The 24204-nt window shown below is 64.0% G+C and carries 23 protein-coding genes; 10 read left to right on the forward strand and 13 right to left on the reverse strand.

From position 1 onward, the window contains the following. Positions 1-207: 207 nt before the first annotated feature. Both GEV02_RS05985 and GEV02_RS05990 read left to right on the forward strand, forming a co-directional pair. Positions 208-780, forward strand: coding sequence for a YfiR family protein (locus GEV02_RS05985; protein WP_235922701.1), 573 nt, complete (start codon positions 208-210; stop codon positions 778-780). Then, a complete protein-coding gene (locus GEV02_RS05990) occupies positions 777-2735 on the forward strand; it encodes an ATP-binding protein (RefSeq protein ID WP_328595737.1) in 1959 nt (652 codons plus the stop codon). Before GEV02_RS05985 ends, GEV02_RS05990 begins: the two co-directional genes overlap by 4 nt. Here the strand turns inward: GEV02_RS05990 and GEV02_RS05995 are convergent. From GEV02_RS05995 to GEV02_RS06015, 5 genes are all read right to left on the reverse strand, one after another. After that, a complete protein-coding gene (locus GEV02_RS05995; RefSeq protein WP_152837083.1) occupies positions 2725-3729 on the reverse strand; it encodes a 2-hydroxyacid dehydrogenase in 1005 nt (334 codons plus the stop codon). The genes GEV02_RS05990 and GEV02_RS05995 overlap by 11 nt on opposite strands. After that, entirely contained in the window at positions 3729-4268 is a 540-nt protein-coding gene (locus tag GEV02_RS06000; protein WP_152837085.1) for a DinB family protein, read from the reverse strand. The genes GEV02_RS05995 and GEV02_RS06000 overlap by 1 nt, the downstream gene beginning before the upstream one ends. Beyond that, positions 4265-5809, reverse strand: coding sequence for a hypothetical protein (locus GEV02_RS06005; RefSeq protein ID WP_235922681.1), 1545 nt, complete (start codon positions 5807-5809; stop codon positions 4265-4267). Before GEV02_RS06005 ends, GEV02_RS06000 begins: the two co-directional genes overlap by 4 nt. 25 nt (positions 5810-5834) lie before the next feature. After that, complete coding sequence (locus GEV02_RS06010) at positions 5835-7109, reverse strand: NAD(P)/FAD-dependent oxidoreductase (protein WP_152837087.1); 1275 nt, start codon at positions 7107-7109, stop codon at positions 5835-5837. A 143-nt stretch (positions 7110-7252) separates the two neighbouring features. After that, positions 7253-7954 carry an HAD family hydrolase gene (locus tag GEV02_RS06015; protein ID WP_152837089.1) on the reverse strand — a complete coding sequence of 234 codons (702 nt, stop codon included), beginning with the start codon at positions 7952-7954 and terminating at the stop codon, positions 7253-7255. 97 nt (positions 7955-8051) lie between these two features. Between GEV02_RS06015 and GEV02_RS06020 the strand changes: the two genes are divergently transcribed. The 3 genes from GEV02_RS06020 to GEV02_RS06030 all read left to right on the forward strand — a co-directional run bounded on the left by GEV02_RS06020 (position 8052) and on the right by GEV02_RS06030 (position 10139). Then, complete coding sequence (locus tag GEV02_RS06020) at positions 8052-9005, forward strand: LysR family transcriptional regulator (protein WP_008445874.1); 954 nt, start codon at positions 8052-8054, stop codon at positions 9003-9005. A gap of 114 nt (positions 9006-9119) precedes the next feature. Further along, positions 9120-9719 carry a LysE family translocator gene (locus GEV02_RS06025; protein ID WP_152804655.1) on the forward strand — a complete coding sequence of 200 codons (600 nt, stop codon included), beginning with the start codon at positions 9120-9122 and terminating at the stop codon, positions 9717-9719. A 27-nt stretch (positions 9720-9746) separates the two neighbouring features. Next, positions 9747-10139, forward strand: a complete 393-nt coding sequence (locus GEV02_RS06030; protein ID WP_152837091.1) for a hypothetical protein — start codon at positions 9747-9749, stop codon at positions 10137-10139. A 10-nt stretch (positions 10140-10149) separates the two neighbouring features. Here the strand turns inward: GEV02_RS06030 and GEV02_RS06035 are convergent, their stop codons facing one another. Both GEV02_RS06035 and gluQRS read right to left on the reverse strand, forming a co-directional pair. Beyond that, positions 10150-11649, reverse strand: a complete 1500-nt coding sequence (locus GEV02_RS06035; RefSeq protein WP_152837093.1) for a CYTH and CHAD domain-containing protein — start codon at positions 11647-11649, stop codon at positions 10150-10152. A 68-nt stretch (positions 11650-11717) separates the two neighbouring features. Continuing rightward, the gene (gene gluQRS, locus GEV02_RS06040) at positions 11718-12629 is read right to left on the reverse strand and encodes a tRNA glutamyl-Q(34) synthetase GluQRS (RefSeq protein ID WP_152837095.1); all 912 of its coding nucleotides are present in this window, start codon (positions 12627-12629) and stop codon (positions 11718-11720) included. Positions 12630-12715: 86 nt separating this feature from the next. Between gluQRS and GEV02_RS06045 the strand changes: the two genes are divergently transcribed. From GEV02_RS06045 to GEV02_RS06055, 3 genes are all read left to right on the forward strand, one after another. After that, a complete protein-coding gene (locus GEV02_RS06045; protein ID WP_152837097.1) occupies positions 12716-14347 on the forward strand; it encodes a M28 family peptidase in 1632 nt (543 codons plus the stop codon). A gap of 89 nt (positions 14348-14436) precedes the next feature. Further along, positions 14437-15459: a DUF4424 family protein gene (locus GEV02_RS06050; protein ID WP_174998992.1), complete on the forward strand. Its 1023-nt coding sequence runs from the start codon at positions 14437-14439 to the stop codon at positions 15457-15459. Positions 15460-16078: 619 nt separating this feature from the next. After that, a complete protein-coding gene (locus tag GEV02_RS06055) occupies positions 16079-16624 on the forward strand; it encodes a hypothetical protein (RefSeq protein ID WP_152837101.1) in 546 nt (181 codons plus the stop codon). Here the strand turns inward: GEV02_RS06055 and GEV02_RS06060 are convergent. Genes GEV02_RS06060 through GEV02_RS06085 form a run of 6 tightly spaced genes read right to left on the reverse strand, consistent with a single transcriptional unit; the run spans position 16618 to position 22410 of the window. Further along, complete coding sequence (locus tag GEV02_RS06060) at positions 16618-17331, reverse strand: hypothetical protein (RefSeq protein ID WP_152837103.1); 714 nt, start codon at positions 17329-17331, stop codon at positions 16618-16620. The two genes, GEV02_RS06055 and GEV02_RS06060, sit on opposite strands and share 7 nt — an antisense overlap. A 24-nt stretch (positions 17332-17355) precedes the next feature. After that, positions 17356-18357 (reverse strand): AraC family transcriptional regulator, encoded by a 1002-nt coding sequence (locus tag GEV02_RS06065; RefSeq protein WP_152837105.1) that lies wholly within the window; start codon positions 18355-18357, stop codon positions 17356-17358. Beyond that, positions 18354-18911, reverse strand: a complete 558-nt coding sequence (locus GEV02_RS06070) for a DUF2059 domain-containing protein (protein ID WP_152837107.1) — start codon at positions 18909-18911, stop codon at positions 18354-18356. Before GEV02_RS06070 ends, GEV02_RS06065 begins: the two co-directional genes overlap by 4 nt. A gap of 18 nt (positions 18912-18929) precedes the next feature. Then, positions 18930-20567: an OmpP1/FadL family transporter gene (locus GEV02_RS06075; RefSeq protein WP_152837109.1), complete on the reverse strand. Its 1638-nt coding sequence runs from the start codon at positions 20565-20567 to the stop codon at positions 18930-18932. Positions 20568-20582: 15 nt separating this feature from the next. Beyond that, entirely contained in the window at positions 20583-21593 is a 1011-nt protein-coding gene (locus tag GEV02_RS06080; protein WP_152837111.1) for a transporter, read from the reverse strand. A gap of 49 nt (positions 21594-21642) precedes the next feature. Then, the gene (locus GEV02_RS06085) at positions 21643-22410 is read right to left on the reverse strand and encodes a C39 family peptidase (RefSeq protein WP_008445899.1); all 768 of its coding nucleotides are present in this window, start codon (positions 22408-22410) and stop codon (positions 21643-21645) included. 585 nt (positions 22411-22995) lie between these two features. Between GEV02_RS06085 and GEV02_RS06090 the strand changes: the two genes are divergently transcribed. Both GEV02_RS06090 and GEV02_RS06095 read left to right on the forward strand, forming a co-directional pair. Then, a complete protein-coding gene (locus GEV02_RS06090; protein ID WP_152837113.1) occupies positions 22996-23505 on the forward strand; it encodes a DUF6160 family protein in 510 nt (169 codons plus the stop codon). A 154-nt stretch (positions 23506-23659) separates the two neighbouring features. Next, positions 23660-24169, forward strand: a complete 510-nt coding sequence (locus tag GEV02_RS06095) for a DUF6160 family protein (RefSeq protein WP_152804633.1) — start codon at positions 23660-23662, stop codon at positions 24167-24169. Positions 24170-24204: the final 35 nt, after the last annotated feature.

Genomic DNA, 24204 nt, shown 5'->3' on the forward strand with positions numbered 1-24204 from the left:
CTCCCATGCTGCGCGATTTAACAAAGTATTCACCAATTCCGACACGATCACAAGCTGCAAGTTGATCGCCTGCACAGGGCGTTGTGTTTCAAGAACAAGTCTTTGCCGCCATGCGAAAAAAGCGGGTGGGACGGGCGATTCGGATAGAATCAGTACGCACTGGAAACGTGGAAACATGCGGCTACGCTATCGGGAGGGGCGTGCGTGATGGGACGACTGGGCGCTGTAGGGAGGATGATGCTGGCCTTGACGGCCGCCGGTGCGCTGGCGGTACTGGCCGGTGCAGGCATCTCCGTGCGCGCCGAGCAAGCCATCCCGGAGCAGCAGGTCAAGGCCGCCTACATCCTGAACTTTACCCGCTACGCCAACTGGCCGGCGCCGGCGCTGGTCGAGCCGCACGCGCCGCTGGTGGTGTGCCTGGTGGGGCCCGGCGCGGCCGACATGGCGCGCCAGTTGCAGCACCGCGCGGCGGGCAGCCATCCGCTGGAACTGCGCATCGTCAGCCGCGTCGAAGAGACCGAGCCATGCCACGCGGTCTACCTGGCGCTGCCCGAACGCAGCCGCCAGAGCGCGTGGCTGACGCGCATGCGCGAGCAAGCCATCCTCACCATCGGCGACTCCGCCAACTTCCTGGCCGACGGCGGCATGATTAACATGATGCTGGTCGACGGCAGCATCCGTTTCGAAGTCAATCTGACGGCGGCCAAGCATTCCGGCGTCAGCCTCAATCCGCGCATGCTGGCGCTGGCTGAACGCGTGGTCGGCGGGGACGCCAAGTGAGCGGCCTGCCCAAACGCTGGAACGACCTGGCCTTGCAGCGCAAGCTGCTGATCGTCTCGCTGTTGACGGCATTGACGGCGATGCTGGTGGCGCTGATGGTGCTCATCACCTACGACTTCAGCGTGGTGCGGGTGCGGCTGGTGCAGGACCTGGCCAGCCGCATGGACCTGGTGTCGCTGAACCTCGATGTCGACATGAATTTCGGCGACCGCCGCGCCGCCACCCGCACGCTGTCTGCGTTGCGCGGCACGGCCGACATCCACAGCGCCTGCCTGTTCGACGTGCGGCAGCAGGTATTCGCCAGCTATGCGCGCAGCGGCGGCGCGAGCTGCGCCTGGCCGGAGGGGATGGCGCCATCCGGCCACCGCTTCCACGGCGACCACCTGACGATGGTGGCGCCGGTGCGCTTCCAGCACGAGGTGCTCGGCTACCTGCAAGTGGAGTATGCCTTGCAGCCGCTGGCCGAACGCCTCAGTAAGTATGGGCTGGTGCTGGCGGTGGTGCTGATGACGCTCCTGATCTGCGGCATGCTGCAGGCGGTTGGCCTGCGGCGGCTGGTGACGCAACCGCTGCTGGCCTTGTCCCGCGTGGCGGACCAGGTCACGCGCGAGGAGCGCTACGACCTGCGGGCGCCGCACTTCTCCAACGATGAAGTGGGCAAGCTGTCGCTGGCCTTCAACACCATGCTGGCGACCGTCGCCGCGCGCGATGCGGCGCTGCGCGTGAGCCAGTCGCTGCTGACCAATATCGCCGACAAGTCCTCGGCCGTCATCTACGTCAAGGATTTGGAGGGGCGCTACCTGATGGTCAACGAGCGCCTGCGGCAGGTGCTGCCGCCAGGTTCGCCCGATCCGATCGGCCACCGCGACGCCGACATGTTCGACGAGGACACCGTGAAGGTGATACGCGAGGGCGACCGCCGCGCGCTGCTGTCCGAACATTCGTACATCTACGAGGAGGGCGTGCCGGATGCGCTGGGCGTGATACGCACCTATATCTCGGAAAAATTCTGCCTGCGCGACGAGCATGGCAAGGTGTGGGCAATGGGCGGCATCTCGACCGACATCACCGACCGCAAGAAGAGCGAGGTCGAACTGATACAGTACCGCGACAAGCTGGAGGAGCTGGTGCAGCTGCGCACAGGCCAGATGGTCGAGGTGAACAAGGACCTGGCGGAATCGCTGGAGACGCTGCGGCGCGCGCAGGATGAACTGGTGCGCAGCGAGAAGCTGGCGGCGCTGGGATCGCTGGTGGCGGGCGTGGCGCATGAACTCAATACGCCGATCGGCAACAGCCTGCTGGCGGTCAGCACGATGATCGACCAGACCCGCGAATTCACCCGCCTGACCGCCGACGGCATGAAGCGCTCGACGCTGCAGGCCTTTGTCGACGACGTGGCCAGCGGCGGCGAGATCGTGCTGCGCAACCTGCATCGCGCGGTGGACCTGGTGGCCAGCTTCAAGCAGGTGGCCGTCGACCGCACCACCTCGCAGTGCCGCGAGTTCCTGCTGTGCGACCTGGCCAACGAGATCCTGCTGTTGCTGATGCCGACGTTTAAAAAGAGCGGCATCACGGTGCGCCAGGATATCCCGCCGACGATCATGATGAAGAGCTATCCGGGGCCGTTCGGACAGGTGCTGATTAACCTGGTCAACAACGGCCTGACGCACGCCTTCGAAGGCCGCGCAGAAGGGGAGATCCTGATCTCGGCCATCGCCATCGATGCCGAGCGGGTGCAGGTCATCATCCGCGACAACGGCTCCGGCATCGCGCCGGAGAACATGGGCCGCATCTACGATCCCTTCTTCACCACCAAGCTGGGTAAGGGCGGATCGGGACTGGGGCTGAACATCGTCTACAACATCGTCTACGGCGTCTTGCGCGGCAAGATCGATGTCGAGAGCGAGCTTGGCATCGGCACCCGCTTCGTCCTCACGCTGCCGCTTACGAGCTGACCGGCAGCAGGTTGGCGCACGGCGCGCCGTGCATGTGGCAGGCCAGGTTGGCGAAGGTGACGGCGGCGCTCTCGCGCATCGCTTCGATGGTGAAGAAGCCCTGGTGGCCCGTCACCAGCACGTTGGGGAAGGTCATCAGGCGCTGGAACACGTCGTCGGCGATGATGTCGCTGGAATGGTCGTGGAAGAACAGGCTGGCCTCCTGCTCGTAGACGTCGATCGCCAGTGCGCCCAGCTGGCGCGACTTGAGCGCTTCGATCACGGCGGCGGTGTCGATCAGCGCGCCGCGCGAGGTGTTGACCAGCATGGCGCCGGGCTTCATGCGCGCCAGGCTGGCGGCGTTAATCATGTGGCGCGTCGCGTCCATCAGCGGGCAATGCAGGGAGACGATGTCCGACGCCGCCAGCAGCTCGTCCAGGCTGACCCGCGTGGCCAGGCCGTCCAGCTGCGGCGCCGGCGCCGGATCGCTGACCAGCACCGTGCAACCCAGTCCCTTGAAGATGCGCGCCGCCGCCGTGCCGATCTGGCCGGCGCCGACGATGCCGACGGTTTTTCCGTGCAGCGTCATGCCCAGCAGGCCGTCCAGCGCGAAGTTGCCTTCGCGGACGCGCGCGTAGGCGCGGTGGGTGTGGCGGTTCAATGTCATCGCCAGCGCCAGCGCGTGTTCGGCCACCGCTTCCGGCGCGTAGGCCGGCACGCGCGCCATGAACAGGCCGAGACGCTGGCCCGCTTGCAAGTCGACGTTGTTGAAGCCAGCGCAGCGCAGCAGCACGGCGCGTACGCCCAGTGCGTGCAGCGCTTGCAGCACGACGGCGTCCAGCTGGTCGTTGACGAAGACGCAGACGGCGGCGCAGCCTTGCGCCAGCGGCACGGTGTCCAGCGTCAGCGGGTCGGAGAAGTAGAGCGCTTCGACAGCGCCCGCGCTCTGCTGAAGGCGCGCTTCGTCGAGGAAGCGGCGGTCGTAGGGCTGGGCGCTGTAGACGGCGATCTTCATTACACTTCGATTTCCGGCACCATCGCCAGCAGGTCGGTGACGCCGATGTCGATGCCGGCCTGCGACAGCAGCGTGCTGGCCTGGCCGCGATGGTGGGTCTGGTGGTTGAAGAAGTGCAGCACCACGCTGCCGAACTGCTTGCGATACCGGTCGCCTTTCATGCTTTGGTATTCGAAGGCGTGCACCAGGTCGGCCGCGCTGACTTGCGGCGCCCATTGCGTGATGATGGCGTCGAGCCGCTGGCGGTGGGCCAGCAGCGACGGCAGGTCGTCGCCGAAGCTTTGCGTCAGGCCGGACGGCATCGGCAGCTCCAGCAGCGGCGCCAGCGCGCGGAACCCGGCCGGATGCGTGGCGAAGCGGCGCAACCAGATGCTGTCTGCGGCCAGCAGGTGGTTCAGCGTGCCGAGGATGGAGCCGAAGAAGGCCTTGCGGTCGGCGGCCAGTTCGGCATGCGGCAATTGCGCGGCGGCGGCATACAGCTTCTGGTTCATCGATGCGTTGTAGGCCGCCATCAGGACGATGGATTCTGGTGTGCTCATTGCGGTATGTCGCCTGGTTCAGGCTTCAGGAAGATCTGCTGGTTGACGGTCTCCAGCGTCCTGCGGCGTTGATCTTCGTCGGGTTTTTTTCGTGGCGCCAGCGTGTCGAGCAGGTCGCGGATGTGCTGGGCGCTGGACGGGATGGTGGTGTCGTCGACCAGCTTGTCCATCAGGTACTTGAGAGTGCGCGTCGAGTGGCTGGCCGACTGTTCGAGCGTGGCCTTGGCCAGCGCGCCCTCGTCGTAGGCCAGCGCGGCGCTGCTGCTGGCGCTGTCGTCGATCAGCACGAAGTTGTAGTTCTGCGAGGCCGGATCCTCCGTCAGGTCCAGTTTTGCGCCCGGCCGGCTTGGTTCGTGATAGCTGGCCTTGAGCTGCGATTGCTGCTGCTGCGAGATGGCGCGGTCGAGCTGAGTGCGGCCTTGCACGCTGGTGCTTTGCGAGGTCTGGTAGGCGAAGGTGTCGTTCTCGCTGGTGCGCAGCGGGTTGGGCGATTTTTCGGCTTGCGTGATCGAGGCGCTGAAATCGGCCAGGCCGGTGAGGATGGCGTGGTCCTGGTCGGTCAGCTTGATCTGCTGCCATGGCGCGGGCGGCTGCGGGCCGTAGTCGCTGTGCATTTCGGTGAAGGCGTCCTTGAACAGGCCTGTTAGTTCGGCGTCGCCGTGGCCGCGCATGGCGGCCTGGTCGAACTGGCGCAGATAGGTGGTCAGCGCCTTGGCTTGCTGCTCCTTGCTGCCCCAGCTTGTGGGCTGGCTCAGGTCGACGGCGATCTTCGCTTCGCCGGCCGGGCCGCTGAAATGCACCGAGCGTTGTTTGGCGTCGGCGTGGAAGTCCAGCCGCTGCGTGTCGGTTTCGTTCAGCTTGAGCTCCGAGTGCAGATCCACCGACGACAGCACGCTGGCGTCGAATTTGATCAGACCGGAGAGGTCAACTTTCGGCGGCACGGCGGCGAGGCCGTCGATAGCCTTTTGAAAGGCGGCCGACAGTCCGGCCAGCGCTGCGCGTTCGTCGTCAGTGAGCTTGCCGCTGCTTTTCACCTGCACGCCGACGCCTTGCTCGGAGCTGTCTAGCGCGAGCGTGACCGTGGTGCCGCTTTTGGTCGTGATGGTCAGGCCGGTCTGGTTGTCGCCCAGGTGATGGAACGGCGCCAGCTGCGAGTACAGCAGCGTGTCGTAGGTGTTGGTGTCCGTATCCTCCGGCGCTTGCTGTAGCGATTGCGAGTAGTCCGAGCCGTCGGTCTTGAAGCGCTCCAGCAGGGCCGCGCCCAGATCCTTGAAGCGGTTAGCGGAGGGCAGGTAGTTGTAGTTGCGCGCGACCAGTGCGGACACGGCGTCCTTGCCGCTGCGTTCCCACACCAGCGGTGCGCGCGATGCGCCGTCCACGGCTCGCGTTCCGACGGCGCCGAGCTTCACCACCGAGGATGGCGAGGTGGCCGGCGCGCTGTCGATGACGGCACTGTTGACGGGTGAAATGCCGGCCGTCTCCATTGTTGCGGAAGGAGACGTTGCCGGGCTGTTTTTGCTCAACGAGGTTAAGGTTGTCATCGCCATATTATACGGCGATAAGCTCTCAATACAGCTTCACGGGCGGCACAATTTTCGCTCGCAGCCAGTCCACCAGCGCCTGCGTAATGACGCGTGCGGTGCCGTGCAGATTGAGCAGGTGCTTCTGGTATAGAAGCTGGTACAGCAGGCTCGCCGTCGCACCGCCCACGCGGATGCTCTTGCCTGTAACGGCGCCCGTCAGTACGCCCACCGCGGTCTGCGGCCCCAGTGAAACCAGCGAGCCGTAGTCGTGATAGCGGAAGTCCGGACGCGGCGTGCCGCTGCGGCGCGACAGCAGATCGGCCAGGAACATCGCCTGCTGATGCGCGACCTGTGCGCGTGGCGGCGCAGCGCCCTTGATCGGGCACACATAACTGGCGCAATCGCCGAGCGCGTAGATCTGGCTGTCGTTGGTCGAGCACAGGCTGGAGTCCACAACAATCTGGCGCAGATTGTTGACTGCGAGTCCAAACGTCGCGCACAGCTGCGGCGCTTCGACGCCGGCCGCCCACAAGGTCAGGTCGGCGCGGTGGGCGATGCCGGCGGCGTCGATCACGGCGTCCGCTGTCACCTGGGCGACGGCGGTACCGGTCAGCACGTCGATGCCGAGCGAGCGCAGTTGGCGCGCTGCGCGGTTGGCCTGCTGCGGATGCAGTTGCGGCAGCAGGTGCTGGCCGCGTTCGATGACGCTGATGCGGATGTCGGTTTCCGGGTTCAGCGTGTGCACGCGGTAGGCGGCCAATGCGCGGGCGCTGTTGCTCAACTCCGCCGCCAGCTCGACGCCGGTGGCGCCGCCGCCGACGATGACCACGTCCACTTGCGTTTTCTGTTCGCCGGCCTTGATGCAGGCGTCGATGAAGCGGCGGCGGAAGATTTCGGCGTCGTCCACGCTGTCGAGTGTGAGCGCGTGGTCGGCGGCGCCGGGAACGCTGTAGAAGTTGGTGACGGCGCCCAGTGCCAGCACCAGCTTGTCGTAGGCGATGGTGCGGCAGACGCCATCGATGCCGCTGCGGTTGCGCGGCGCCAGCGTGATGGTCTGGTGTGCGCGGTCCAGGCACAGTACTTCGCCCTGGATGAATTCGAAGTCGTGCTCCACGGCCTGCGCGGGGAAGGACAGCTCCTCCACGCGGGGATCGCATTTGCCGGATGCGACGGTGTGCAGCAGGGGCTTCCAGAAGTGTCCTGGGTAGCGGTCCACCAGCAGCACGCGGGCGCGCTTGCCGGCGCCGAGTGTGTCGCCAAGACGGGTTGCGAGTTCGAGTCCACCCGCACCGCCTCCTAAGATGACGATGGTTTCCATATTGCGCCTCCAGATAAGTAAAAAAATCTGTGTCCGTCATTCCCGCGCACGCGGGAATCCATGCTGAGTTTTCTCAGACGCGTTCTATGGAGGGAATCCAGGCAATGCATGGATTCCCGCTTTCGCGGGAATGACGGCGCCGGTTACGCCGCCAGCTCGTGCTTCGCGCGCTGGTCCGGCGTGTAGGGACTGGAATGCAGTTCGCGCAGTGCGTCGAAGGTGATGAACTGGCGTGGACGCACCACGTCGTTGCCATACGGGGCGACGGAGACGGTCCACAAGCCGGTATCGCCGGCGGCGCGCAGGCCTGGCACGGCGGTGTCGATGGCGATGGCGTCCTGCGGTGCGACGCCCATGGCGTTCAGTGCGCGGGCATAAGGGCCGGTGCCTGCAGGCCCGTCGAAATTGGCGCCGCCGGTGACGACGGTGAACAGGCTGTTGAAATCGGCGCCGAAGCAGCCGGACAGCAGCGCCGATGTGGCAGGCGCAGGCAGGTCGGTCAGCACGCAGATCTTGCAGCCGGCGTTGAGCGCGTCGTCGATCAGGGCCAGCGCGGCGGGCAGCGCTTTCGGTGGATGAGCGCTGATCGCCTGATGGAACTGGCGATGCTTGTCGGCGAACAGTTCGGCCACGCGGGCCTTGTCGCGTGAGAGCAGCTCGCAGGCGATGGCGGAACCGATGGCGCGTGCATATCCATGGGTGGCGGCTGCGGCGCGCAGCGCCGGCAGCGTCCAGCGCACCGACAGGCCGGCGTTGCAGAACGCTGCGTTGCAGGCTGCAAGGTGCAGTGCTTCGGTGTCGAACAGCACACCGTCCAGGCCCAGGAAGATCACGTCTATGCTCATGTCGGTCTCGCGAATAGATGTCAGATAATTATGAATATACGGGTACAATGAACAAAAGAAAAATTAAACATATTCGATAATCGATAAGGAATAACTTATGTATCACGCCAGCTTTCGCCAGCTACAGTCGCTGGTATTGGTAGCGCGCCATGAGAGCGTGTCGCGCGCGGCGGACGCGCTGCACGTGACGCAGCCTGCGGTGTCGTTGCAAATCCGCACACTGGAGGAAATCGCCGGCATTCCGTTGACTCGCAAGGTCGGCCGCAATATCCAGCTGACGGCGGCCGGCGAGGTGATGGTGGAATTCTCCGAGCGCATCCTGCGCCTGTGGGAGCAGGCAGGCGACGAGCTGGCGGCACTGCAGGGCGTCACCAGCGGTACCTTGCGCATCGGCGCGGTGACGACGGCGGAGCATTTGCTGCCGCCGTTGCTGGTGCCGTTCACGCTGGAGCGCCCGGACGTGCGGCTCAAGCTACAGGTGGGCAACCGGGCGGAGATCGTGCAGATGCTGGCGCGGCACGAGATCGAGCTGGCCATCATGGGCACGCCGCCGCGCGAGTTGCGCACCAATGCCGCCAAGTTTGCGCGGCACCCGATGGCGTTTGTCGCCAGTCCCGCGCATCCGCTGATGAAGAAGAAAAAGATCACGCTCAACGATGTGACGGCGGCCAACCTGATGGTGCGCGAACGCGGCTCGGGTACGCGCACGGCGGTGGAGCGCTTGCTGCGCGAGGCAGGGCATCCACTGGAATTCGGTTCCGAGGTATCGAGCAACGAGGCTATCAAGCGCATGGTGTCGGCGGGGCTGGGGCTGGGCTTTTTGTCGGTGCACGCCTGCGGACTGGAATTCGAATCCGGCCTGCTGGCCATTCTGCCGATGCAGGAAAATCCGGTCGAAGCGGACTGGCACATCATGCACCTGACCGGGCAGCCTATTCCGAAGGTGGCGGCGGCGTTCCAGGATTTCGTCATCGAGAACGGCCAGGATCTGATCGGGCGCGAGCTGGAAAGCTTCTACAAGCTGCTGGGCCGGCAGCGCAAGCGGGGCTGATTCGTATCGGCGACATGACCAGTACACTGATGCTCACTGTTTGGATAAGTGTACCGGTACAGTAAAGTACACTTTCCCTACAATGAGGGTTCATTCCTGCCACCGGATAAGCCCATGTCGCCCGATCTACTGTTCCCGCTTTGTACCTTTGCCGCCGTCACCACCATCACGCCCGGCCCCAACAACACCATGATGCTGGCCTCGGGCCTGAACTACGGCTTTGCGCGCTCGCTGCCGCATCTGTTCGGCATCTGCTGCGGCTTCACGTTCATGATCTTCGCCACCGGCCTCGGTTTGCATGCGGTGTTCGAGCAGGTGCCTATGCTGCAGATCATCCTCAAGTACGCGGGCGCCTTGTACCTGCTGTGGCTGGCGTGGAAGCTGGCGCATGCGGCGCCGATGAGCGCCGAGCAGGCCAGCGCTTCCAAGCCGATGGGTTTTATCGGCGCGGCGGGCTTCCAGTGGATCAATCCCAAGGCCTGGGTGATGGCGATCGGCGCGCTGACCACCTATCTGCCGCCGGGCTTCAAGGTGCTGGACGTGGCGGCGCTGGCCGGCGTGTTTGGCGTGATCGGCATATTCTGCGTTGGTTCGTGGGCGCTGTTCGGCGTGGCGATGCGGCGCGTGTTGCAGGATGCGCGCTCGGTGCGGATCTTCAACGTGGCGATGGCGCTGCTGCTGGTCGCCACGCTTTACCCTATCCTGATATCATGACGTTTTAGCAAACCATTAGGATTTACGATGTTGCGTCACATTACTTCTGCCTTGTTGCTGAGTGCCCCGTTGATGGCTGTTGCCGCCACCGTGCCGTCGGACCTGATGCATCCGGTGGTGGAGCAGGCGGTGCAAGGATATGCCGTCAACTGGCTGCTCAAGATCGAGCTGGAGTCGGACCAGATGAAGGATATCGAGCCTTGCCGCAAGATACTGGCGGAGCGCGGTTTTTCTCCGATGCTGTCCAAGACGGCCAGTTCGGCCTCGCCGTCGTTGCACTTCAAGATAGCCGGCACCAAGCAGTATGAGCAGGCCGATGTGGACGCCGATGAGGCGTTGGCAGCGGTAATGCATGCCAATTGCCCCGCCTCGCTGACCTGGACGGTGGAATCCAAATACCGTCCGCAGCAGGCGCGCTAACCCCAGTCGATTACGGCAGCCGCAGCGCGTGCAGCGTCGCGCGGATCGCGCCCAGATCGGGCGTGCGCGAGGTTTGCAGCGCTTGCAGATAGCCGCGCGCGAACTGGATGGTGGCCGTGGCGGCGTCGTGCTGCTGGCCCAGTTCCCGCAATAGCCGGTCGGCGACCACCAGGTCGTTGTGGCTGCCCAGTTGCTCCTGCGTGGAGGACAGGGTTTTCAAATAGGTGCGCAATGCCTTGCCGCCATACAGCGAATGGAAGAATTCCAATGCGTAGCGGGCCCGCTTGGCGGCGATGCGCGTGCGGTGGATGCTGGCCGGTTCGCTCTCGTCCATGCGCTGTGCGCGTTTCAGCAGCTTCTTGTGCAGGCGCTTCATGATGCGGTTGGCGAAGTCCTGCGCCGGTTCTTCCAAGCCTTCCGGCGCCGGCTGCTGCATCCAACAACCCATCGTCAGCAACAGGCGCGTGTAGCGCTGCGAGAGCAGGGCTTGCGCCGCCTCGCTCCGCTTGGCATGGGCTGCCTTCAACGCCAGCGCCTGCAAGTCCAGCACGCCGCTGCGGCCACCGGGCGTGGCCTGGATGTGGGACAGCGTCGACGCCAGCAGCACATCCCAGTCGCGCGCGGCGCCCAGTTCCGTTCCCAGCCAACTGATGTCTTCCAGCAGCGCGGGCGGGCAGGGCGCGGCCGCTTCGAACAGCTTCAGCGCCGAGCGCAGGCGGCGCACGCCCACGCGCATCTGGTGCAATGTCTCCGCGTCGTCGCCTTCGATGACGGCGGTTTCGTTGCGCTGGATGTGTTGCAGGCAGTTGTTGAGGATAGCCAGCCGCGCTTCGGCCGCTGTGGCGTCCGGCGCCAGTTGCAGGCTTTGCGCGCGGCAGGGGACGGTGCCGGTCTGGCGGCACAGCATGTAGCCGCGCTCGGCCTTGTTGGTGTTGCTGAGGCGTAGGGGAACTTGCTCCTGCAACCGCAGCGCGAAGGCGAACAGGCTGGCCGGGTCGCCGTCCTTCAATTCCAGTTCGATTTCGTTGACGGGCAAGTGGCGGCCATGGCGTTCGATGTGGCCGTGGTCCAGCACCAGTTCGATGTGGTTGCCGTCGACATCGAGATCCCAGGTGTGGCGTTCCACCGCCACCACGAACAGCGGCTCCAGCCGCGCCTTCAGGTCGTCGGCGGCCAGCACGTCCAGCCATTGCTGCTGGTCGCCGATCAGCTTGCGCAGCTTGCCCAAGCGCGGCCATGGACGGTCGACCGGGCCTTCCCATTCGTTGCGGCGGTGCAGGCCGCTCTGCACGCTGCCGCCGGCCTTCATGGTTTGCATCCAGGCGCCGTCGATCTTGCGCACGCGCAGGCCGGCGCCGTGGCGCAGCAGGTGCAGGTCCGGCGTATCGAAGTAGCGGGCCGACAGTTGCTGCGTACGCACCGGCGCGCGCGCATGGGCGGCGATCAGCGGGTGCTGGAGCAGCTTGTCGTTGTCGGCGGGCGAGAGCAGGAGTTTGAGTTCGACTTCCATGGATTCAGTGTAGAGGAAAAGCCGGGGCGCGCAGCGCACGCGATGGCCGGTGTTGATCGATGTCGAAGTTAGCCGGGATTCGGCAGATTCCGTAGAACTTGTTCCCACGCGGGCACGGCGACCTGCCAGAACGCGGCGATGCTGTCGGCGCGCACGTCCATGCCGAGGAAGCGGGCGGCCGGCTGCAAGGCGTCCTGCAACAACTGCTGCGGCTCGGCGCCGTGGTCGAAGGCTTGCGCGCCGGTCTGCTTGGACAGTTTCTCACCCAGTTCGTTGACCACCACCGGCACGTGCAGGTAGGCCGGGCGCGGCAGGTTTAATACCTGTTGCAGGTAGAGCTGGCGCGGCGTGGAGTCGAGCAGGTCGGCGCCGCGCACGATGTCGGTGATGCCCTGGTCGCCGTCGTCCACCACCACGGCCAGCTGGTAGGCCCAGAAGCCGTCGGCGCGCTTGACGACGAAGTCGCCGACGTCGTCGGTCAGATCCTGGCTGACGTGGCCGGCCCAGCGGTCGTCGAAGTGCAGCACGCAGTGGGGCGATTGCGGCACTTTGAGGCGCAGCGCGCGGGCGCTCTTGCCGGGCGCCAGGCCGTGGCGGCAGGTGCCGGGGTAGATCAGCGCCTGGGCCTGGCGGCCGGTCAGGCTCAGTTGCGAATCGGCGATTTCCTTGCGCGAGCAGCCGCAGGGATAGATCAGCTCGCCCAGTTGCTGCAAGGCTTGCTCATACAGGCCGGTGCGCCGGCTTTGCCAGGTGACCTCGCCATCCCAGTGCATGCCGCAGCGTTGCAGCGAGGCCAGGATGTGCTGATCCGCGCCGGCCACGTTGCGGTCGCCGTCGACGTCTTCGATGCGGACCAGCCACTGGCCGTGGTGGACTTTGGCGTCCAGGTAGCTGGCCATGGCGGCCACCAGCGAGCCGATGTGCAAGGGGCCGGTGGGCGAGGGGGCGAAACGGCCGATGTATTGAGTGCGCTGAGTCATCCCGCCATTTTAGCGTGACGATCGCATACAATGTACGCGCGGCAAATTCAATGGACCGCGACCATCTTTTACGTCTCCAGGAAATCATGCATAAAATGACCCCCTCCTTTGTTGCCTCCGCCCTGGCCATCAGCCTGGCGCTGGCATTCCCAGCCCATGCCGACAGCGCCAAAAACGCCGCCGTTGTGAAGGAAGCTCCGTTGCGCGCCCACCTGGCCTTTCTCGCCAGCGATGTGCTGGAAGGCCGCGGCACCGGCCAGCGCGGCGCCGATCTGACCGTTGCTTATCTGGAAACGCAAGCGCTGGCCTTGGGCCTGAAACCCGGCAATGGCGACAGCTATCGCCAGTCGGTGCAGATCGCCGGCGTGAAGACGCAGCCGGCCGAGAGCACGCTGAAACTGGAAGCGGGCGGCCAGGCGCTGCCGATCAGCTTTGGCAAGGACTGGGTGTTCGCGCCGGGCGATGCGACCGCGTCGCACAGCTTCAATGCGGACCTGGTGTTCGTCGGCTACGGCATCACCGCGCCGGACGAGCAGTGGAACGATTACAAGGGCGTGGATGTCAAAGGCAAGATCCTGGTCATGATGGTCAACGATCCGCAGCCGACCGCCGAGCAGCCTAACCGTTTCAACGGCAAGGGCCTGACCTACTACGGCCGCTGGACCTACAAATTTGAAGAAGCCCGCCGCCAGGGCGCGGCCGGCGTGCTGCTGATACACACCACGCCGACCGCTTCGTATGGCTGGAGCGTGATCCAGAACAGCTGGTCGGGCGTGGAGCGCTTCCAGCTGGCGGCAGGCACGCTGGGCACGCAGTTGCAAGGCTGGATGACCGACGACACGGCGCGTGCGCTGTTCAAGGCTGCGGGTCAGGATATCGATGCGCTGCGCACCGCTGCGGAAAGCAAGGACTTCAAGCCGGTGCCGCTGGCGGCCAAGCTGAACGGCGAGATGAAGGCGGCCGTGCGCAAGGTTGAACAATTCAACGTGTCGGCCGTGGTGCCGGGCACCGATCCCAAGCTGAAGGATGAAGTGGTGATCTACAGCGCGCACTGGGACCATCTGGGCAAGCAGGGCGATAGTGGCGACACCATCTTCAACGGCGCGGTAGACAATGCCTCCGGTTCGGCGGCCTTGCTGGCGATGGCGCAGGAAGCGGTGCGCGCACCGGCCAAGCGCAGCCAGATGTTCCTGTGGGTGGCTGCTGAAGAGCAGGGTCTGCTGGGCAGCGCTGCGTACGCCGCATCGCCGCTGTGGCCGCTGGCCAAGACCGCCGCCAACCTGAATCTGGACAGCCTGAACTTCGTCGGCGCCACGCGCGACATCGGCACCCAGGGCAGCGAGCGTACCGAGCTGGGCAAGCTGGCCGAGACGGCGGCCAAGGCCATGGGCATGCATATCGCGGAAGCCGAGCCTGACCTGGCCGGCGGCTATTTCCGCAGCGACCACTTCAACTTCGCCAAGAATGGCGTGCCGGCGTTCTCGATCGAATCGGGCCGCGAGTACATCAAGGATCCGGCTGGTGCGAAAGCCAAGGCGGATGCGTACGGCAAGCGCTACCATCAGGTGAGCGATGAGTACGATGCGAGCTGGGATTTGTCGGGCATGGTGCAGACGGCGCAATACACGCTGAACCTGGGCCGCCTGATCGCCAACGGCGCCAAGCTGCCGGAATGGAAAGCCGGCGACGCATTCGCCAAGCCGCGCAACGCCAAGTAATAGTGTTGTTTAGCGCCGGGTCAGCGACCCGGCGCTTGATGCTGCACACAATCGTATTGTCTGCTCCGAAAATTCATAGAGCCACCTCCATGACTATTTTCTCTCTTGCTATGACTTCAATGCTTGCCTTACTCAGTGGACTGGTGCATGCCAATGATATTGTTCCACGAGTAGGTGTCGGCGGGATCGTGCTGGCCCAGCCTAATGCGCTGCGTCTCGTAGGCGAGAAGCTCACGCTGTCTGTAACGCGCGTGGCCACACGCTACGTATTCCAAAACAACGGCGCCGCTCCAGTCGTAGCGGCCATGGCGTTTCCCATGCCGACGTTTCCTTGGAATCCAGAACAGACCGCAGAGTATTGGAACGTTGGACCCGTCAAGTCTTTAAGCATTACCGCGAACGGGCAGCCAGTGCTTTTAAACATAGAGAAAAAAGCGTTGCTGCGCGGCCGCGACATCACTCACCAACTTCGGCTGGCCAAGTTAAGCGATGATCAGATTTTTCGCAGTTTTGGCGATGCCAGAACGACTCTGGGTGTCGAGTTGCCTTCGGAGCAGGTTGGATCGCTACAGCGGCTGGGAGCGCTTTCAGACATGTTACCGCAATGGTCAGTCTACGAGCATGCCGAGTGGAGGCAAACCGTCCCCGCTACACGACAGAACATCATCGAACTTGCATACCAACCATTTCGGGGATTTGCTTACAATTACATCGCGATGGACGATAGTCTTGATTCTGAGCGCATACCAGTATCCTCGGTCGGGACCACAGACGAGGCGTGCTTGGACGAAGGGGGCCGTCAGGCTGTGTCCTCGCGCATACGGGGCTTGTTGAGGCAAGGAGCTAAAGAGGTGTTCGTGCAGTTGCAAGACATTGAATACCTTACCGGAGCAAAATCGCAGGCGCAGGCGCAGGCGCAGGCGCAGGCGCAGGCGCCGGTGGCGGATTTTGTATTGGATATCGTCAAGCAGACGCCAGAACAGATCGTTTCATTATGCTTTCCTGGTCAGCCTGTCCATATCGATGATAAGACGCTACGTTTCACCCGACGTAATTTCGTAATTCCAGAGCGCATAGTCGTTAATTTTTATTCTTTCAGGGCGGATCGTTGACGGGCACAGGTGCCTGATCTCTACTATCAACTGCATGGCCGGTGGGAACGATTTATACAGTTTTCAACTGAGAAGGAAGTGATGATGTTTGCGCTGCGGGCGGCGATGGCGCGTTGATGATATGTGGCCACCGAGTGGATACCCCGAAAGCCAATGGCGGCTTTCGGGATTTTTTTTATTGCCCTTGCGATGCCTTGCTGCGCCGGACGAACAGTCCCAGCAGCATCAGGCCCGTGCCCGCCAGCAGCAGCGTGTCGGGCGCCGGCATGGCGAAGGCTTCGCCGGCGTTGCCAAGCCGGCATCGACGTTCTCCAGTACGCCGGTCGAGTGCAGGCCGACGCCGGGCCGGCGAGGGCAAATCCTGCGGCGATGGCAAGTAGCCAGCATGGCCGCATCAATCGTATAGCTTTCATGGCAGTTTCCTTGCTGGAGGGAGAAGTGGTCAACGGTGCCGCCCCTGCTGCCGAGCGAATTCCATGCCCAAGTAATTTTTTGCGCCAGATCAGGCGCATGTCAAACCGCTCCGGGCTTGCCCAGGCCGGCTTGTAAGAATTGCCGACACCGCCCTCTAATTTTTCCTGTCATGATGGCATCTTTCATTTCTTTAGAGGCTGTGCGCATGATGCGTTTTCGATTGGTGGTGTTGTCAGTTGTTCTGGCGCTGGCGGGATGCAGCGGGCCGCAGATCGTCGCGGTGCAAGGCACGGGAGCGCAGTCCGCCATCGAGCAGCATTCGCTGCAGATTGTTTTCAGCGGCAAGACCAGCACCGGCTGGACCAAGCACGAACGCAGCGCCGTGCAGACCAAGCCGACCGCCACCGAGCAGGAACAGCAACTGGCCAGCGTGCGCTGCAAGGAAATCGGCAACGGCATCGTCCAGCATCTGCGGCCGATGACAAAGTCCCAGCTGGCGCCCTACCTGTCGGCCAGCGAGCGCGACTACCGCAACGTGCTGACGGTGGAAATCAACCGCATCATGGCCGATACCGACGGCTCGGCCGATATCGTCGTGACGCTGTCGTATGGCGCGCGCGGCAACGAGAAGCCGGGCTGGTCGCGTATCGTCCACATCCAGGCCAGCCGCTTCGCCACCGGCGAATCGGTGGCGCGCGAACTGGCCGACGCCACGCTGGCCCAGCTCAAGGCCAGCGCCCTGGTTCAGTGATGGAAGGCCAGCGTGATCGAGGTGCCCGTCAGGTCGATGCCCTTGATCGAGATGCTGCCGAAGCTCGATCCCTCGGTGCCGCGCACGCGGATGTTGTTGAAGTTGAGCTCGCCGATCGATGACGGCAGGCTCAGGGTCAGCGAGCCATCCTTGTTGATGGTCGCGGTGGCCTTGCTGGGGTCGTAGACCACGTTCTTCATGCTGGTGTCCGCTTCGAGGAAACCCAGCACCGGGTTGAGCAGCTTGGCCATGTCGCCCACCACTTCCAGGCCGTTGCCCTTGGCCGACTTGACGGCGTGGATCAGCTCGTCGCTGAGGCCTTGCGCCGAGGTCTCTCCCAGTTCCTCTTCGCTCAGCGCCTGCAGGCCGGCGCGTTCCTTGATCTGCATGCCGCGCTGGTCCTTGCTGAGCACCACCGGCGTGCCCACCGCCAATGACGGCAGGGCTTGCGCCGCATAGGTTTCCATCGGCGCCAGCAGCGAGGTGGCGATGGCCGCCGCCATCCGCAGACGGCGCTGTTTGCGCAGCGCTTCTTCGATGTGCTGCTGCGTAATCAGGTTCAGCTCGGCGAAAATATCACCGAGCCGCTGGCCCGTCGTGCGTTGCAGTTCGATGGCCGCGGCCAGCTGTTCTTCGGTAATCAGCTTCTGCTTGACCAGCAGCTGACCCAGCATCGACTTGCTTTGATTATTCGATAACCATCCCATCGCCCCGACTCCTTTTTGTTGTTGTTATGCCGTCTTGCGCGGCGTGCCGGCGTGCATCGATTCGGGCTCGGGGCCCGGCTGATGCGCCATGTGTACGATGTCCGACGGCGCCATGCCGAACCAGCGCTTGCAGGCCCGGTAGAACGCGCTCGGTTCGGAGAAGCCCAGCTGGAAGCTGAGCATCTTCAGCGACAGTTCGCCGCAACTGAGCGATTGCCGCGCCAGCTCGCGCCGGGTGTCGTCGACCAGGTTGGTGAAGCTGGTGCCTTCCTCGGCCAGCCGGCGCTGCAAGGTGCGCTCGCTCATCATCAGCTGGGCGGCGACGTCGTCGCGGTGCGGCGGCCCCTTGGGCAGCAGGCTGGCCAGCAGGCCCTGCACCTTGGCGCTGAAGGTCGGCGGCTCGGCGCGCGCCAGCGTGGCCAGCACGCGTTCGCCGCTGCCGGGCACCAGCGGCGGATTGGCCGGCAGCGCCATGACCAGGTCGGTGTCGGAAAATTCCATCACGTTGTGCGGCATCGAAAACTTGACCGGGCAGCCGAAGGTTTCCGCGTACACGTGGGCGTTGGCCGGTTCCGGGAAGGTGTATTCGACCACCACCGGCGCGATGTCGTCGCGGCCGGCGGCGCAGCGCAGCGAACGCAGCAGCACGCACCAGACAAAGTCGTAGCGTTGCTGCGGCACGTCGCGGCGCGCGCCGGGCAGCAGCAGGCCGACGCGGGTGTGGCCATGGCAGCGCTCGATCGAACTCTGCACCGTCGGCGACACCAGCATGATGTGGCCCATCACGCCCAGCCAGCCGAGCCGGTGCGGCGAGGAGATTTTCAGGCCGATCAGCGGATCGCCGGATTTTTCCACCACCAGTTCCCACAGGTGGCTGAGTTTGTCGGACAGCGTGAGGGCGTCGCAGGCGAGGCCGTCCCCTTCGTCCAGTCCGGCTTGCGCGAACAGCGCTTCCGCTTCCACGCCGGAATGGGTCAGGCGCGATTTGACGCCGCGCACCAGATGCAGGGCGGAGGAGTAAGTCATGGCGTGACCGCAGCGCGCAGACGCAGGCCGATTTTTTCCTTCAGGCCTTGCAGTTTGGGATCGATGACGGCGCGGGTGTCGGCGGCCACGCCTTCGCCCAGCGTCTTCTGCATTTCCGGCAGCATCGCTTCGAATTTTTTCTTGACCGGCGATTCGAGGATGGCGATCAGCTGCTTCAGTTCTTCCTCGGTGTAGCGTTCGGCCAGCAGCGGGGCGATGGTGGTCGGGATCAGCTTGTCGGCGCTGCCCTTGGTGATCGGCGTGGCGTCGGCCATGAACTGCTTGGCTTCGCCGACGATGTCGTTCATCGCCGCATCGCGCTTCTCCGGCACGGCGCGGCCCTGCAGCATGGCGCGCGCCTGCTGGACCGCGTCCGCCACCGGCGCCTGCAGCATTTGCTGGCCGATGTTGTCCGGGTTCCACAGCTTCAGCACCTTGTCGACCAGCGCCTGCTTGGCCGGCGGCACCGGGGCGGCGTGGACGGCGGCGCAGGCTGCGGCCATGGCCAGCAGCACCAGGCCGCGCTTGCATTGGGTAGGGATGGATGTCGTCATATTGTGCTCCTTAAAAAATCAGAAACGCTTGTTGATTTCAAAACCAAAATAGCGCACATGGATGTCGCCCTTGACGTTTTGTCCGGCGTAGGGGTTGTAGATGATGTTGAGGAAGTTGCTGCAGTTCAGATTGCAGTCGGTGTTGGCCGGCACGTCGAACTTGCCGGTCATGTAGGAACCGGTGACGCTGACCTCCATGTTGTTGCTGATCTTGTAGCTCAGGCCGGCGCTCAGCAGCTTGGTGTTGGGCAGCGGCGCCAGCAAGTCGATCTTGTTGTTCGGCACCGACGTCTTGCGCGGCTCGTAGCCGAAGCGCAGCGCCAGCTTTTCCATCGGGAACAGCTGCACGCCGTAGGCCAGGTTGACCACGCTCTTGTAGCCGCGCGGGATAATCAGCTTGCTCGAATCGGGGATGCCGTACAGCCGCGCCACCTCCAGCAGCTTGACGCTCTGGTCGAACTGGAAGCGCAGCGCATCCCACTCGCTCCAGCGGGCGTAGCTGGCGTCGACGTTGAGCTGGGCAAAGCGTATCGGCCGCAGCTTGATCCCCACCTGCAGGTGCGAAGGGAAGGGAATGATGGCGCTCATATTGCCCTTCTGCGTGGCCGGGATCGAGGTCGGGAAACCCAGCACGGCGCCGGCGATCGGACCCAGCAGCGAGGCGTTCATGCCGCGCACGAAGTTGCGCAGCATGGGCTCGGTGTCGAACACATAGGTGCCGGTGTAGTGGGTCTTGGAGCCGCCCTGGTAGACCGCGCCCAGCGCGATCCACGGCCTGGGCTCCCACAGCACGCCCAGGTTGATGGTGGGATCGAACGGCGCCGTCAGTTCCAGCCGCATATTCGCGGCCTTTTTGAACGGGCTGACCATGCCATCCTTGCCGCCGCCGCAGACGCCGAAGCCCAGCACGTCGATGATGTTGCCGCCGTCTTCAGGGCACCAGCCTTTTTGCAGCTGGCCGAACACGCCCAGCAGCTCGTTGGGGAAGCGCATATTGGTGTCGACCACGAAGGCGGCGTGGGCGATCGGAATCGAGACGCCGAAGCGCAGCGTGTCCGAATACTTGTAGCCGACCGACGGCGACAGGTAGACCAGGCGCTGGATCTGCTCCTGCCGGCCCTGGTACTGGCCGGGGTCGTTGGGATCGGTGGTGCGGTCCAGGCTCATCGCCTGCGACATATAGCTGTCGGTGGCGAAGGTCCATGGCGAGCCGGCCTTGTTCCAGTACATGCCGACGCCGGGCACGGCCACGGCCGGCAGACGCCAGCCGGGCATGCCGTAGCCGGGCACGTACATCACCTGGCGCACCGGGCCGGTGCGGGTGTTGGAGATCGGGTCATCCTTCCAGCCGCCGATGTCGAAGTTGGGGCCGGGCGTGAAGCTGGCCGCCGTGCGGATCGAGGCCACGAAGTTGTGGATGCTTTCGCCATCGCCGGTCAGCCGCGCCAGGCCGGCGGGGTTGAAGTGGATCGAGGCGACGCCGGGCGGGTCGGCCGTGACCGCGTTGCCGAGCGCCATCGCGACCACGCTGGTGGTCAGGTTCTCGGTCAGCGCCGCGTGCGCCGCCAGCGGGCAGAGCGCGAGCGCTGCGCACGCGCACGCGACGGCGGCGGCGATGGCGCGGCGGCGCGCCGGGACTGGGCTGTGCTGGCTCATGGATGGCTACGCATGTCAGAAGTTCAGCGGGATGTTCATGCCCAGCGTCAGGTTGGGCGAGTCCGGTGTCAAGCCGATGCCGACCGAGACGTTGACGGTGGTCTTGGGCGAGATGCGGTAGCCGATGCCCATGTTGAGGATGCTGGAAGTCTGCATATGGGTCTTGGCTTCCAGGCCGTCGGCAAAGCGCAGCTTCGAACCGGCCGAGATCGCTTCCTGGAAGGAGATGGTGGTGGAGATGCCGTACGACAGCGCCCACGCGAAGCCCATGCCGAAGCCGACCGTGCCGCCCGGCTGGACGCGGGTCAGGATGCGGGTGCCGTTGACCTGGTACAGATGCTTGGCCGGCAGGCTGGCCGTGTAGTTCAGCGAGCCGAACAGCGCGACCGGGTCGACGATCTTGTTGACGTTGATGCCGGCCGTGAAGGCGCCGACGCCGCTGCCGGTGGCTTCGCCGCTGCCGGCGATGATCTTGAACGGGCTGCGGCCGGTCGGCAGGCGGATGTTGCTGGTGACGGTCAGGTTGGGCGTGTCGCGGCGCGCTTCGAACGGCTGCCAGCGCGCGCCCAGCAACATGTCGCCCAGCGAGTTGGAGGCGCCGTTGGACAGGTTGTTGTCGGAGTAGCGCGAGATGAAGGGCAGGGTGACGTTGCCGGTCAGGTTGTCGAGCAGGCCGTAGTCGGCCGAGAAGGTGTTGGTGATGCTGTGCGAGCTGGTGTTCTCGATGTTGAACAGCGTGGTGCTGCCGTTGGCCAGGTCGGTGACGATGCGCTCTTCGCCGACGTAGGAGTAGTTGACGTCGTAGGTGACGGCCAGCTGGTTGCGGCGGATCAGGCTGTACTGCTTGTCGACCGCGGTCAGGGTTTGCTTCAGCAGGGCGCTCTGGTCGCCTTCGCCTTCCTTCTTGGCCAGCGCGTCGCGCGCGGCGTCGGCGCTGGCGGGGGCGGCGGTCTGTTGCGCCGAAGCGGGCAGCGCCAGCAGGGTGGCGGCAATGGCTGCGGCGATAGGCAGGGTACGGAAAATCATCTTGGTCATCCTTGAGAGAGTAGGCGCGAGAGTGGGAAAGGCGCGGGGGTTAATTGCGATGCATCCAGGTGCCTGCGGCGCCCGTGTTGACGGCGCGCAGCAACAGCTGGGCCGCATTGGAAAGGCCGTCCTGCCGGCCCTTGCCTGTGACGCGGTCCATGTCGGCCACGGCCAGCTCCTGGTCGTTCAGCGCCAGTTGCGCCACCGGGGTCTGGCCCTTGGCCGGGGAGATGATGAATAGGGTGTTCTTGTCCCACCAGCGCGCGAATTCTTCGACCGAGAAGGCGATGTTGCCGGCCGACGGGTCGGCGATGTAGACCACGCCGCCGCGGATGCCGCGCAACACCACGAAGTGCTTGGAACCGGCGTAGTCGATCGGCACGATGGCCGGTTCTTCCAGCGTCATCAAGTCCTTGATCTCGGCCTTGAAGCCGGCGCCCGACAGGCCCAGCGAGCCGACGTAGCGCTTCATGTCCAGCAGCGAGAAGCCGCGCCGCTCGATGATCTTTTCCTTTTCGCCCTTGTCCAGCATGCCTTCCATGGCTTGCTGTTCGTTGACCATCACGCCCAGGTGGTAGTTGAGGATGGTCACCAGCGCGGCCGAGCCGCAGCTGAAGTCGAAGGCCTGGCGCACGATGTGTTTGTACTTGAGCTCGGAGAACGGCTCCATCGTCACCGATTGCGTGTAGGCGCCGCCGCCCAGCAGGGTCTGCGGCATTTCGAACTGGCCCTTGGGACGGTCCAGCGGTTCGTGGCGGGACATGGCCCCGGCGCCGCCGATCGCGGCGGCGATGATGCCGAGCAGGATCATCAGCATGGCGTCATCCCTCGCGCGTCGCGCGTGAGGGCGCGCCTGGGCGCGCGCGATAAAAATGCCGGCGGGACTGCGGGCACAAACTGCGGGCGTAGGCTGCGCCCAGAGGCGTCGGGCGCCCCATCGTGATGGTCATCTTGTCTCCAGTATTCTTAATTAGAACGGTCGTGCTTTATTAAGGCGACAACACGTCTTTCTTTTCTTGTAATTAATTAACGCATGGTTTGGCAAAACCGAGCATCTGTTTTTTTAGAAATGTGACTCTAAATCTTTTTGGCGAACTTATGCTAATGGGACGGCGCTTTGGCGACGAATCGGCGCAACCTTTTGACAACATGCGTGACATAACTGCCACACGCCGCATCCCCACTCTGTATGGCTCCCAAGGCCACGTTGTTGGCTTTCCAAGTCAGCGCGCCGCGCTGGACCGGCGTCGGCGGCGACTCATATGATGGACTCAATTAATAGTCAAATATTAAGATTTTCACGGCACCGGACAGGGCGCCGCGGCTCCTACCCGGAGCCCAGGAGCAGCCTGCCGAACGTGAGCCCGGACAAAAAAATTCATACACAACTCGGAGATAAAAAATGCAAATCGTTAAAACCGCAATCGCAGCAGCCCTGGCAACCCTGGCCTTCTCGGCATCGGCCATGACCCCGATCCAGGACGCAGAACTGAGCACCGTCAGCGGCCAGGACGGCGTGTCGATCGCTGCCAATCTGAACATCAAGATTGACTCCTTCGTCTACACCGACACCGACGCACTGGATGCCAACGGCCTGGGTGGCGGTTCGGTCAGCTTCAACGGCATCAAAGTGAACGGCCTGATCGCCGCTAACATCGACATCCTGTCGAAAAACTCCTTCCTGGCCGCTGCCGGCGCCGCTGGCGTGACCAACCCAGGCACCTTCTACAACCCAGCTACCGGCGGCGACGTCGTACAGATCGCTATCCCAGCGAGCGTGGTTGCTGACGGCCACTACCTGAACGTGTCGGTCGACGCGATCAAGATGGGCAACAGCGCAGCTTCGTTCGGTTCGGTTGCCATGAACCAGATCGACATGCGCGGCACCACCGTCTGGATCTTCGCGCACTAATCCAGACCCGTCCGCGCTGGCTCGCAGGGTCTGTTGCTTGGCCTGAAAAGTCAGCGCGGCACGCTGGACGCTTGCAACAGCGTAGCCCTAAGATGGTTACGTAGCATTGAAAAAAACACAAATACCTAGACCAAAACCTCACGGAGACGATCACATGCAATTCATCAAAACCGCAGTAGCAGCAGCCCTGGCAACCCTGGCTTTCTCGGCATCGGCCATGACCCCAATCCAAGACGCAGAGCTGAGCACTGTCAGCGGCCAGGACGGCGTGTCGATCGCTGCCAATCTGAACATCAAGATCGCTTCGTTCACCTACACCGACACCGACGCACTGGATGCCAACGGCATGGGTGGCGGTTCGGTCAGCTTCAACGGCATCAAAGTGAACGGCCTGATCGCCGCTAACATCGACATCCTGTCGAAAAACTCCTTCCTGGCCGCTGCCGGCGCCGCTGGCGTGACCAACCCAGGCACCTTCTACAACCCAGCTACCGGCGGCGACGTCGTGCAGATCGCTATCCCAGCGAGCGTGGTTGCTGACGGCCACTACCTGAACGTGTCGGTCGACGCGATCAAGATGGGCAACAGCGCAGCATCGTTCGGTTCGGTTGCCATGAACCAGATCGACATGCGCGGCACCACCGTCTGGATCTTCGCTCACTAATCAGCTGAGCAACAACAGCCGCGCTCGCGGCTGTT

This window comes from Rugamonas aquatica (genome assembly GCF_009380215.1).
Lineage (GTDB): Bacteria > Pseudomonadota > Gammaproteobacteria > Burkholderiales > Burkholderiaceae_D > Rugamonas > Rugamonas aquatica_B.

Bases quoted from the DNA above. Each gene is read 5' to 3' on its own strand.
- GEV02_RS05985 (WP_235922701.1), top strand. From the start codon at position 208: ATGGGACGACTGGGCGCTGTAGGGAGGATGATGCTGGCCTTGACGGCC.
- GEV02_RS05995 (WP_152837083.1), bottom strand. From the start codon at position 3,729: ATGAAGATCGCCGTCTACAGCGCCCAGCCCTACGACCGCCGCTTCCTC.
- GEV02_RS06000 (WP_152837085.1), bottom strand. From the start codon at position 4,268: ATGAGCACACCAGAATCCATCGTCCTGATGGCGGCCTACAACGCATCG.
- GEV02_RS06005 (WP_235922681.1), bottom strand. From the start codon at position 5,809: ATGACAACCTTAACCTCGTTGAGCAAAAACAGCCCGGCAACGTCTCCT.
- GEV02_RS06010 (WP_152837087.1), bottom strand. From the start codon at position 7,109: ATGGAAACCATCGTCATCTTAGGAGGCGGTGCGGGTGGACTCGAACTC.
- GEV02_RS06015 (WP_152837089.1), bottom strand. From the start codon at position 7,954: ATGAGCATAGACGTGATCTTCCTGGGCCTGGACGGTGTGCTGTTCGAC.
- GEV02_RS06020 (WP_008445874.1), top strand. From the start codon at position 8,052: ATGTATCACGCCAGCTTTCGCCAGCTACAGTCGCTGGTATTGGTAGCG.
- GEV02_RS06025 (WP_152804655.1), top strand. From the start codon at position 9,120: ATGTCGCCCGATCTACTGTTCCCGCTTTGTACCTTTGCCGCCGTCACC.
- GEV02_RS06030 (WP_152837091.1), top strand. From the start codon at position 9,747: ATGTTGCGTCACATTACTTCTGCCTTGTTGCTGAGTGCCCCGTTGATG.
- GEV02_RS06035 (WP_152837093.1), bottom strand. From the start codon at position 11,649: ATGGAAGTCGAACTCAAACTCCTGCTCTCGCCCGCCGACAACGACAAG.
- gluQRS (WP_152837095.1), bottom strand. From the start codon at position 12,629: ATGACTCAGCGCACTCAATACATCGGCCGTTTCGCCCCCTCGCCCACC.
- GEV02_RS06045 (WP_152837097.1), top strand. From the start codon at position 12,716: ATGCATAAAATGACCCCCTCCTTTGTTGCCTCCGCCCTGGCCATCAGC.
- GEV02_RS06050 (WP_174998992.1), top strand. From the start codon at position 14,437: ATGACTATTTTCTCTCTTGCTATGACTTCAATGCTTGCCTTACTCAGT.
- GEV02_RS06055 (WP_152837101.1), top strand. From the start codon at position 16,079: ATGATGCGTTTTCGATTGGTGGTGTTGTCAGTTGTTCTGGCGCTGGCG.
- GEV02_RS06060 (WP_152837103.1), bottom strand. From the start codon at position 17,331: ATGGGATGGTTATCGAATAATCAAAGCAAGTCGATGCTGGGTCAGCTG.
- GEV02_RS06065 (WP_152837105.1), bottom strand. From the start codon at position 18,357: ATGACTTACTCCTCCGCCCTGCATCTGGTGCGCGGCGTCAAATCGCGC.
- GEV02_RS06070 (WP_152837107.1), bottom strand. From the start codon at position 18,911: ATGACGACATCCATCCCTACCCAATGCAAGCGCGGCCTGGTGCTGCTG.
- GEV02_RS06075 (WP_152837109.1), bottom strand. From the start codon at position 20,567: ATGAGCCAGCACAGCCCAGTCCCGGCGCGCCGCCGCGCCATCGCCGCC.
- GEV02_RS06080 (WP_152837111.1), bottom strand. From the start codon at position 21,593: ATGATTTTCCGTACCCTGCCTATCGCCGCAGCCATTGCCGCCACCCTG.
- GEV02_RS06085 (WP_008445899.1), bottom strand. From the start codon at position 22,410: ATGCTGATGATCCTGCTCGGCATCATCGCCGCCGCGATCGGCGGCGCC.
- GEV02_RS06090 (WP_152837113.1), top strand. From the start codon at position 22,996: ATGCAAATCGTTAAAACCGCAATCGCAGCAGCCCTGGCAACCCTGGCC.
- GEV02_RS06095 (WP_152804633.1), top strand. From the start codon at position 23,660: ATGCAATTCATCAAAACCGCAGTAGCAGCAGCCCTGGCAACCCTGGCT.